This window comes from Mycetohabitans endofungorum (genome assembly GCF_002927045.1).
GTDB classification, from domain to species: Bacteria; Pseudomonadota; Gammaproteobacteria; order Burkholderiales; family Burkholderiaceae; genus Mycetohabitans; species Mycetohabitans endofungorum.
Genome location: NZ_PRDW01000030.1, coordinates 1 through 10,333 on the forward strand (window position 1 = coordinate 1; position 10,333 = coordinate 10,333).

The 10,333-nt window shown below is 55.7% G+C and carries 7 protein-coding genes and 6 pseudogenes; 2 read left to right on the forward strand and 11 right to left on the reverse strand.

Annotation, left to right across the window (positions count from 1 at the left end):
• A pseudogene (locus B0O95_RS16810) lies at positions 1-425 on the forward strand (hypothetical protein); the annotation flags it as partial.
• A 21-nt stretch (positions 426-446) separates the two neighbouring features.
• Here B0O95_RS16810 and B0O95_RS14790 read toward each other — a convergent pair.
• The 6 genes and pseudogenes from B0O95_RS14790 to B0O95_RS17320 form a co-directional block, all read right to left on the reverse strand.
• A complete protein-coding gene (locus tag B0O95_RS14790) occupies positions 447-743 on the reverse strand; it encodes an addiction module antidote protein (RefSeq protein WP_104078534.1) in 297 nt (98 codons plus the stop codon).
• A gap of 3 nt (positions 744-746) precedes the next feature.
• A pseudogene (locus B0O95_RS14795) lies at positions 747-1,044 on the reverse strand (type II toxin-antitoxin system RelE/ParE family toxin).
• Positions 1,045-1,599: 555 nt separating this feature from the next.
• Positions 1,600-2,115: a hypothetical protein gene (locus B0O95_RS15710; protein WP_146064108.1), complete on the reverse strand. Its 516-nt coding sequence runs from the start codon at positions 2,113-2,115 to the stop codon at positions 1,600-1,602.
• A gap of 655 nt (positions 2,116-2,770) precedes the next feature.
• Positions 2,771-3,085, reverse strand: a complete 315-nt coding sequence (locus B0O95_RS14805; protein WP_104078536.1) for a helix-turn-helix domain-containing protein — start codon at positions 3,083-3,085, stop codon at positions 2,771-2,773.
• Positions 3,078-3,248: a type II toxin-antitoxin system RelE/ParE family toxin gene (locus B0O95_RS17090; RefSeq protein ID WP_332908575.1), complete on the reverse strand. Its 171-nt coding sequence runs from the start codon at positions 3,246-3,248 to the stop codon at positions 3,078-3,080. Before B0O95_RS17090 ends, B0O95_RS14805 begins: the two co-directional genes overlap by 8 nt.
• Before the next feature lie 254 nt (positions 3,249-3,502).
• Positions 3,503-3,877: pseudogene (locus tag B0O95_RS17320) on the reverse strand (tyrosine-type recombinase/integrase); the annotation flags it as partial.
• 83 nt (positions 3,878-3,960) lie between these two features.
• Here B0O95_RS17320 and B0O95_RS14820 point away from each other — a divergent pair.
• Positions 3,961-4,431 (forward strand): CCDC90 family protein, encoded by a 471-nt coding sequence (locus tag B0O95_RS14820; RefSeq protein ID WP_104078538.1) that lies wholly within the window; start codon positions 3,961-3,963, stop codon positions 4,429-4,431.
• A 38-nt stretch (positions 4,432-4,469) separates the two neighbouring features.
• On the opposite strand, the pseudogene B0O95_RS14825 reads toward B0O95_RS14820, so the two are convergent.
• From B0O95_RS14825 to B0O95_RS16820, 5 genes and pseudogenes are all read right to left on the reverse strand, one after another.
• Positions 4,470-4,946, reverse strand: a pseudogene (locus B0O95_RS14825) (IS3 family transposase); the annotation flags it as partial.
• A gap of 80 nt (positions 4,947-5,026) precedes the next feature.
• Positions 5,027-5,863, reverse strand: a complete 837-nt coding sequence (locus B0O95_RS14830; RefSeq protein ID WP_332908576.1) for a reverse transcriptase domain-containing protein — start codon at positions 5,861-5,863, stop codon at positions 5,027-5,029.
• 550 nt (positions 5,864-6,413) lie between these two features.
• Positions 6,414-7,562: pseudogene (locus B0O95_RS14835) on the reverse strand (recombinase family protein); the annotation flags it as partial.
• A gap of 294 nt (positions 7,563-7,856) precedes the next feature.
• Positions 7,857-8,549: a reverse transcriptase domain-containing protein gene (locus tag B0O95_RS14840; RefSeq protein ID WP_199180536.1), complete on the reverse strand. Its 693-nt coding sequence runs from the start codon at positions 8,547-8,549 to the stop codon at positions 7,857-7,859.
• Positions 8,550-9,221: 672 nt separating this feature from the next.
• Positions 9,222-9,895 (reverse strand): annotated as a pseudogene (locus B0O95_RS16820) (transposase); the annotation flags it as partial.
• Positions 9,896-10,333 lie beyond the last annotated feature (438 nt).

Below are 10,333 nucleotides of genomic sequence, written 5' to 3' on the forward strand. Positions count from 1 at the left end.
TTGAACAGTGGCACCTCGACTATAACTGGCGCCGCCCGCACGGATCACTCGGCGGCAAGACGCCCGTCGATCGCATAGCAGAACTGGGCGAACTGACACCTCTCTCGGAAGAGGTAGCCGGTGCCTACGACGAACTGAAAGAGCGCGTCCAACACCGCGAATGGCGACTCGACAAGACCCTTGCTACACATCACCGGCGCGTGTTGGAACTCGTGGCTCCGATAGAAGATGCAAGTTCCAACACGCCACGAAAACGGCCCTCTAAAAAGCGAAACGATGTCCGTGAATCGCACATTTTCGCCGTCGCTGCCGATGACCAGCGAGAAATAGACAAGCTTCGGGCGCTTCAGCGCTACGTGTGTACGGTGCAGCCACAGACGGCGGGATGCAATCCAAACACGATGTCGGTTCAGTCCGCTGGGTAGTAATCGTAAGCTTTTTCGGCATTAAGCATGCGCCGTTGCGTGCAATTGCAGCCCGAGCGCTTTGATGACCTTTAAAATTGTTCCGAAGCTCGGATTACCCTCACTTGACAACGCCTTATATAGACCCTCTCGTGTCAGGCCCGCATCGCGGGCAACTTGTGTCATACCACGCGCCCGGGCAATCACGCCAAGTGCTTGGGCAATGAAGGTAGGATCATCGCCGCCTTCCAAAAGGCATGCCTCAAAATATTCGGCGATATCTTCTTCGGTCTTCAGGTGCTCGGCCGAATCCCATGGCCGGGTCTTGATTTTGTCCATCTTTCACTCCGTATCAAGGCAGTTCAACATCCGATGGGCGGCTTTAATGTCCGCAGCTTGAGTGGACTTGTCGCCACCGCACAGCAGAATGATCATCACAGCGCCGCGCTGTACGTAGACCCGGTAACCGGGACCATGATCAATCCGCAGCTCGACAATCGGGGCACTCGCACTGTTCGTGTCGTCTGGATTGCCCATTGTCAGACGGTCAATGCGAGCCTGGATGCGGTGTTTTGCCATGTGGTTCTTGAAGCTATTGAACCATGTGTCAAAAGACTTCTGTGGTGCGGATCGTAATCATGTTGAAATTGTAATCTGTGGCTTACGGAATGTCAGCCATGGTTAGCTATAACGGCGCTAGGATGCAGACTTAAACTACCATCGTAGTACCTATCAACAAGCGGTTTTTTCACAATGCAAAAATGTGCCCAAGCGGGACAAGGGTTTGCTGGCCGTGATCCAATCTCGGCGCAACACGTTTTTGCCGTCGCGGCCGACGATCAGCGAGAGATAGGCAAGCTCGTGCGCTCCAAAGCTACGTTTGTGCAGTACGGCCGCAGTCGATTAGTTGCCAATAAGCAAATATTGTTGCCGTCATGGACCAAACATTACGCGTGATACATAGCGGAGGCGAGAAACGACCTTGTACTCGACCATGGTCTGAACATTTCGCCAATCTGCTATTAAAAGCAGCCATTGGGTTGTACTGCGGGCGTTGTCAGCCGATGCACTGGATTGACAAGCCCGCTCCAATATTAGGCCACTAGTCACATGATTGATGATCCAGCTTGTTTTGGAATAAAGCTTGCCGTGCAAACCCCATTTGCATTTGCGTGAAAATGGATGTTTCCGTAATTCACCGGATAGACAAGCAAATAGCGATCGCCTGAGCGGGGTTGTCGCCGTGGTTACCCGCATAACAATTGGCCATCCAACCATTGCCGTGAGGCCCTGACGTGTGTAACCATGCTATGCCTCCGTTTTGGCAGTTGCCGCCACCAGCGATAACGATTTCGTCTGCATTGCAAGTAGCAAGGCCGACATCAGGACTTCCAGTATGCGGGTTAGCTATGTTTCCAAACTCGCTAAATACGGTGCGTATCTTGGCACCTGCCAATGCAGTTTTCCATACCCCAGATTGGCAAAAAAGTGGCGCCCCGTTGGCATTCCTTGCTTGGCGACCATTTTCAGGACATTCAGCGCCTTCTTCCACAACGTTTGTCACTTGAATGTCTTGGACCCGTATTGTGCTGGTCTGATTGCGAGTGACCATGGAGTATCCTTCAGTATCAACATCTCCGATATCGGCCCAAGCTGACGATGCCACAAGCGAGAACAAAAGCATCAAAATAGGTTTGATTGTTTTGCACATGGTTAACCTCACTCCATGAAGAAGTTTGTTAATTACCCATTCTAACGGGCCCGCAGAAAATATAGGTATTTACAAATACAATTGCAAGTGTTGCAGGTGAGCTGTGATGGAAACGCGCCGTAAGGAAACGGCAGGGCGCAGCTTCGCCAATCAATTGTGAAGGCACTGTTACGGGCGCATGTGTGTCCGCAGGTATCCACTCACATTCGGCCTCTACGTAACCACTGTGCGATAAATTTTTTTATCGTTGCCGATGGCTAGCACAAAATAGACAAGCTTCAAGGTTACGTGTGCGCGGTAAGACTGGAGACAGCGGATTGCGGCAAGCACCAGCCGTGATGTAAATTGCACACGACCATCTCAAGTCGGAGCGGCCCGTGAAAGCCATTCCTGAGGAAACGATATAACCTCAAGTCGATTGGAAGAAGGCCCCGAAGAACGCTCGTTGGTGGGCGATGGATGTGAACGGGGAGGCGAATTGGTTTCTCACGCCGAATGTCACGGTGCTCACAGTTTTTCTGAACCCAAACCAGCGCCAACATTCGGATTCTCGGGCGACTGGCGAAAAAGTCTAGTTGAACGACCGGCCTCACCCACCTTGCCGAGGAGAACGACCCTAACCGATTAGCGCTAGCGAGCTAGTTCATCACACGGCTCAACTGACGGCCAACTCTTCAATCAAAACTTCTGGATGACGGGTCGCGATGCTCAATAGGCGCTGGGCAGCACCGGTCGGCTTGCGACGCCCCTGTTCCCACTCCTGAAGGGTGCGCACGGAAACGCCGAGTACCGTAGCAAACTGAGTTTGCGACAGACCGACGACGCGACGCGCCTCGCTCGCTACGCTGACTTCAACTTTGGTAGTCCGCGCAGCCTTGCCAGCCTTCATTTGTTTCACTGCTTGCAGCAGTTCCGCCTCGATGTCGCGCGTCGCGTCACGCGCGATGAGTTCCTTTTCGGTCTTAGGCATTCTCGATAGCCTCCTTGATTGCCTTGAGCGTGTGGTCGGGGATGTTCTCCCGCGCACTCTTGGCGTAGATCGTGAGCAACCAGATTTCGCCGTTCGCGAGCCGATTGTAGTAGATGACGCGGACACCGCCGCGCTTCCCGCTACCTTGGCGCTTCCAGCGCATCCGTCGGAACCCGGAATCACATCCCCCACATCGGGGTTGTTGGCGAGCCAGGAGCAGAACTCTCCGCGCTCGTTTTCGGTCCAGTAGTCGGATACAAGGCTCTTGAAGAGCAGGGTTTCAACGACCGTTAGCGTGAATCAATTATACGTCATTGACGTATAGTCCGCAACCCCGGAACAAACCCAACAGGCCACGGATTCTGTTCCGCAACGCTAAAGCCGCCCTAAGCAGGACAAGGGTTTGCGAATTGAGCCCTAATTTCTGTTGCGGAATGGATCTCTGTGTAACTTAATGATATTTATAAATTTACCTGGAGACTCATAATCCGTTGGTGCCGTGTTCGACTCACGGGAGGCCCACCAATATCTACGCGGGTTTGCGCGCATGTCACGCAGCCCGCGTTTTTTATGGTGGGGGAAATTTTGTCCGATCCGCGTGATGGCATCCCTCAAGGATTCGGTGGCTAGATGGGCGTAGCGCTGCGTGCTAGCGTGTGATTTATGCCCTAACACGGCTCCCACGGTATAGAGGTCTACGCGTTGATTGATCATCTGGCTCGCGGCGCTGTGCCGCAGATCGTGGAAATGGAGCCAGTCCATGTCTCGGGCTGTGCGAGCTGCGCGGAAGTGCCTAGATAGCGTGCTTTAGTCTGGAAGCGCTACACTATTGTGCTATGCTGCATGGTATCTGGCTCGTTTTCTGATATTTCGCCATGGCCGCCATCGCCTTCGACACACTGAAATTTGCCAACCGGCTCAAGACCGCCGGCGTGCCGCCTGCGCAGGCTGAAGCGGAGGCCGAGGTGTTTGCGGATATCTTCGAGGCCAACCTTAACCAGCTTGTGACTAAAGCAGACCTGCACGCTGAGTTGGAAAAACTCGAGAGCCGCCTGGATGTCCAAATGGACAAGCATTTGGCTGACTTGGAAACCAAGACGGATAAGCGCTTTGCTGAGATGGACAAGCGTTTTGCTGAAGTGGATAGACGTTTGGCCGCTTTGGATGCCAAGGTGGACAAGGGGTTCGCGGAAGTAAAGGGCGAGCTTGACAAAAAATTCGCGGAAGTCAGAGGCGACCTTGATAAAAGATTTACGCAAGCCAAAGGCGAATCGTTGCTGCTCAAATGGATGCTCGCCGTGACTGTTGCTAGCACGATGTCTCTCCTGATTAGATCATTTTTTTGAAATAACCTCTTTGCCGAAACGGCATGAGGCTGTAGTGGTCAACTGATTCCGGACACTGCATTAAATTTTTCTTCCGCAACCGCCGGAGCCAGTGCGTCATTGAACTGATGCGGCCGTATCCAGTTATACCGGTGCATCAGGTAGTGACTGATATCCCGGTGTGCTTCCTGTGCCGACATGTAACCCACTGGTGGCAGCCATTCTGTCTTAAAGCTGCGGAACAACCTCTCCATCGGCGAATTGTCCCAACAATTTCCGCGACGGCTCATGCTCTGCTTTATCCGATAGCGCCACAGCCGCTGACGCAATTTCCGGCTGGCATACTGACCGCCCTGATCCGAGTGGAACAGCAATCCTTGCGGTCGGCCACGCTGCTCATAGGCCATTTCCAACGCCTGCACGACCAAGTTGGCATCCGGACGCGTCGAGAACGCCCAGCCAACAACCCGCCGCGTGGGCAGGTCGAGCACCGCCGCCAGATAATGCCAACGGCCTTGCGCCCAGAGTGGAGTAAGAGGCAGGGCGTAGTCGAACTATCTCCCTGCCTCTCCTCCCCGAACCGGACTTGCACCTCTCAGCGCATCCGGCTCTCCATTCAAGCGTTGCTCATAGCAAAGGCGACATCGGCATAGCGCGACTCGATGGTGTTCCGGGCCTCATCGCGCATGATGTACGGATTTTCCGACGGCGTACGCCACCTGAATTGGCCCTTTCGGCTGGTAACAAGACGCCGAAGCGCCACCACCCCATACCAACCTCGACTGTTTTGGCCTTGCAGCACCCATGTCGTAGCCTGTCCCGGTTCTGGTGCCCGGATGTAGTCGCGCATCAGCGAACTGAACCCGCGCCGATACCTGCGCGCGAGCCAGTAGCCGAATTTCCAGAAGACCGTGCGGTCCAGTTTTCTAAACATGGTGGCCGTGAAGTCAGTGAATTGATAGAAGGCAGCCCAGCCGGCGATCTGCCGGTTCAGGCTCTCCATCAGATCCATCCGGTTCATGCCATAGTTGCCCGATAGTTGCTTGACGAGCCTCGCGGCAAAGCCTCGATACTTCTCCCACGGAATAGTCGTTACAGGCCGCATGCGACCGCGTGATCCACGCTTGCGTATGATTCGGTGACCAAGGAAGACAAAGCCATCGTTCACATGCGTGATATGGGTCTTCTCCATATTCAGCGTGAGCTTCAGTTCCCCTTCGAGAAACTCTCGGCATGCTTCGCGCACTGCCTCGGCATGTTCCCGTGTTCCTTTGACCACGATCACAAAGTCATCTGCATACCGACAGTAGGCGACAGCTGGTTTCCACTGGCGGTTTTCTCGCACAGTAATGGGACGCTGTTTGAGAATGGCGAAGTTCCACGCCCATCGATCTTTGCGCACCTTCTTGCTTAGGTAGTTCCTTTCCATCCACGCATCGAATTCGTGCAACATGATGTTGGATAACAGGGGTGAGAGTACGCCTCGTACAATGTTGCGTACTTTTCACTCCGTGGTCTGAATCATTCGAGTTTTCGTTGGCGAGCGCCCCCGCCTGTGGGTCGACCCTGAACACAACGACGATTTCATCTTTATGGATTTCGACGCGCTTGACCAGACCCAACACAATCCTGTGCTTCGTTTCAAGCTCAATCGTATCCAGTTTTTGGGTGATGGCGCCGGCAAATTCCTCGAGCCGGTTGATAACGAGAAACAGCTCGCTTTGCACCGCCCCTTGTTGCTTGGATTCGAGGATCTGTTGGTCAATCTGCTCGATCCGGTTCTTCAACTGCTGCATCCTCGGTTCAAAGTCAGTCTTATCGATGATACCCTCTGCATAGCTGTCGATCAGCCGGGACTTGCCTTTTTCCAGCTGAATTCGCTGCTTTTCAAGGTGGCTCGTGGCCAGGCTATTTCTCTCGTTGCGCTCCATCATATCGAGTCGGCGCTCATATTCGTTCTTCAATCGTTCCGGCTGCCTGAGCAATTGCACCACCTGCTGCCATACCAGATCATCGAGCTTGTCCGTTCGCACTTGCAGATTGTCACAGATGCGCTGGCCGCCGAAACGATAGGCGTCGGTTCCAACACAGCGGTAATAGGCATAGTTACGCTGATGCCCCTTAGCCGCAGCCTTGCTCACCTTCTTCGCGTAATAGGCGTAACGGCATTGGCCGCAGACCGTCAACCCTTGCAGCAGGCGTAGCGGCGCACTCTCGCGTCTGTGGCGTGCCAGCTTGCGATTCTCGGCAAGCTGCTCCTGGGCTGACTGGAACAACGCCTCGCTGATGATGGCTGGCACCGCAATCTCGATCCAGTCCTGCGGGTGCGTACGTGTTGTCGAATGCGGCTTTCTGGGTACATCGGCGCTGTGGCGCTGGGCACGCACACGCGCCAGGTGATCGCACGACTGCGTCTTGCCGAACGCAGCTCGTCCCATGTACGCAGGATTGCGCAGTATGCCCCATACTACACTGCGGTCCCAGTACGGCTTGCCCGACGCCGTCACTGTGCCCGAGTCGGTGAGGCGGCGTACCACTTCCCCTATGCTCAAGCGCTCCATCCCCACCCACTGGAAGATTGACCGAACCGTCGCGGCTTGGGGCAGTTCGATCACGTAGCGGGCCGGTGTTGCGTCAAGCTGCCGGCGAATGTAGCGGTAGCCGTAGGGTGCCCCGGACAAGACATTGATACTGCCGCGTTTTGCGCCGTGAAGCTTGCCACGACGATGGCGCTCGGCGATCTTCGCCCGCTCGTATTCCGCGATCATGCCCTGCATCTGCAATAACAGCGACTCTTCCGGCGTCGTCCCGATTGCATGATTGAGGAACACAACCTGCACACCGCAAGCCGCGAACTCTTCCATCAGCAGCGCCTGGTGCGCATATTTGCGCGCCAGCCGGTCCGGTGACAGGATATAGAGCTGATCGATCGCACTAAGCGCAGCACAGTCCCTGAGTCGCTCCAGCTGCGGCCTGATCAGCGTCGCGCCGCTCACGCCAGCGTCAACGAAACACATGTCCTCGGCAATCTGCGCGCCATCAGCTGAAATACGCTCCTTCAGAGCGGCGAGCTGGCTTTCAACCGTGCCGCGTTTGTTCTGTTGCTCGGAAGATACCCGCGCATAGAGTGCCACCACCGCAGCTTTGCTCATTGTCTACCTCGCTTAAGGCTCGCTTGATTGGACGTGGCAGAGCGTCCCGCACACGACTGTACCGTGGAGCGTGTTTCGATCGGACTAAGCTGCTCGTACGCCTTTTGCAACTGTTCCTGGGCATGGCGGCTCGGCTCAAAAGCCTGACGTACACGCCATTTTTTACGTCCGCGGGTCATCGCTGCACCTTCCTGTCAGCGGGAGCGACCGTCTCAAGGACGAGGTCCACATCAACCTTGGAACAGCTTCTGGACCACGGCGCTAGACACTCCTTTGAAATGCGCAGGCCCCATCTTACTCGCGAGTTTGCTCTATTGTTGGCAGCGTAATGACACCGCCCTGAGGAACGCCTTCACTCGCGGCACGAAACAGATCACGATCAACGCACCCCGCCTTGATAAATTTCCACAGCAAGGCAAGAAAGCGCTGGTCGGCAAGCCGCTTGCGGATCCCCTTTAGAAGAAGACGATGATGAACGGTGTCAAAGTAACTGGCGAGATCGCCCTCGATAACCCAGCGTCCGGCGACACTGTGTTCGCCACCGTCCTGTAGCTGAAGCTTCACCGTGCGAATCGCGTGATGAACACTACGGGCCGGTCTGAAACCATATGAAGCCGGATGGAAATCGCTCTCCCATATCGGCTCCATCGCCATCAGCATAGCCCGTTGTACGATCCGATCACGCAGGCTCGGAATGCCAAGCGGCCTGAGCTTGCCGTTCGCTTTCGGTATGTACACGCGTCGTGCGGGCAGCGGACTGTACGAGCCCGCCAATAGCTCTTCGCGTATCGTCGCCAGTTCATGCTGGAGATTTGCTCCCAACGTGCGTCTGTCGACTCCGTCCACACCCGGCGTGCGAGCTCCGCTGGATACCAGCGTAATGCGAGCCGCTTCGCTCAGCCAATCTCTATCGGCAATCAGTCTCAGGAGTCGATTGAACTTGCGCTCTTTGTTCTCCGTTGACCACGTCGCCAGTTTGCTTTGCATTTCACTGATTATCAAAGGTCTTCACCTCACTATGGTCAGTTAATTAACCAAGCAAACCACTTAAACTGCCTCCCTTCGCCGTGTGGCCGGTTCTCCCGACCTCGGACTACTACGGAGGCTCCGCCAGCCTGCACGTCATCGGGGGCACACTCCCTTGGCATCCGTGCAGACCTTCCCCAGTTCACATGCTGGACTCAACGCATGGGCGAGGTTGCCTATCGCAGTCTTTATCCTTGCTTGCCGCAAGTCGTCGCGAACACCTCGGTCTAACTGCGCGCTCCCCGTGGTTCCCTGCCGACCAGCATACATATCCAGTCAGCCCTCGTGCTGCCGGGCCATACGTGTAACCGGCAACAGTCCGCGTTCCGCCCATAAAGCGGTGTGGGCAGAGGTGACATTTCAACCCTCAGATGCGGTTTAACAGGTTCGTGTTCCTCAACCGTCCCATGCTCAGCCTAGAGGCTCATCTTGGCGTAACCGCTTCGCCGCAAGCCCCGTTTCCCACGGACTACGTCACCTTGCCAGTGTCGGCAAGTCACCGCCGCTTCGGCTCACTTCCTCTCGCAGCAGAGGAAGGGCATACCCCAACGTCAACTTCTCCGGGGTACTGCATTCCAGACATGCTCAAGCAGCTCACCCCCATGCGGGCGGGCTACGCTGGCTGGGCGTACCATACGTAATGTCGCCGCACCAGACCTGATTCGGCGCATCAGCCTCGAACTGACGGTTGAGATGGTTCGGAATATCGATCCGCTCAACCGTCGCCTGCTTGTACGCATGGCCACCAGGCTGCTTGCAGATCAGTCCCAGCTCCTCCATCAAGCGACTGACCTTGAAACGGCCAATCGCCGTGCCTTCCTCCCGCATCATGCCCATGATGCTGCGGCTGCCGGCGGAACTGCGACTCTCTACGAACAGCTCGTGAACTCGGCTACGCAACGCCATGCGTTCGGCATCAACGTATTTGGCACGATCCCGGTACGCATACAGACAGGAGCGCGATACGCCAAATACCGAGCAGATCAGTTCGATCGATTCGCTCCCGCAGATCCGATCAATTACTTCGTACGTTCGATGCCTTCCGACATCAAGAGCGCGGTAGCCTTTTTTAAAATGGCCTTCTCACGTTCGAGGCGTTCTATACGCGCCTCGAATTCTTTAATGCGTTGCTGATCCGGCGTGATGCCCTGACGTTCCTGCTGAAGCTGGTGTACCCAGCGACGCAGTACCGTCTCGCCGACGCCGACCGAACGGCTCGCCTCCATATGGCTATAGCCCTGGTCGAGCACCAGACAGGCGGCTTGCTGTTTGAATTCCGGGGAAAACGTACGTCGCTGCTTCGTCATCAGACACCTCTTCATGGCGAGCATTCTCGCCTAGATCAGTGTCCGGTTTCATTAGACCACTACAGGCGCGCCTGGTATCGTCACATCACGCTGGCCCTGCATGGCACATGCGGCACTCGTTGCGCTTCGGGTCCAGGACAAAAAACACCTGAAGGGACGGTGCCGCTGAGCCTACAGGAAATTCGCCGACTGTTGTGCCGCCCTGGTATGGCGCGCGATTCATTCGATCGATCATGCGCTTGAATGGTCAATCTGGCGGCGCACCCATCAGGGGCGTGCACAGCAGCCCCCACTATCAAAGCCGCGGGTGTGCCCCTCCAGGCGCCGAACTTCTACGGCTGTAGTACTAGGGAGGGGCGAGCAAGGTGACAAAGAGGGTGCGCTGAAAAAATATCTGCTAGCCCTTGTGGTGAGCGCGACATTCGCCTATGATTCGCT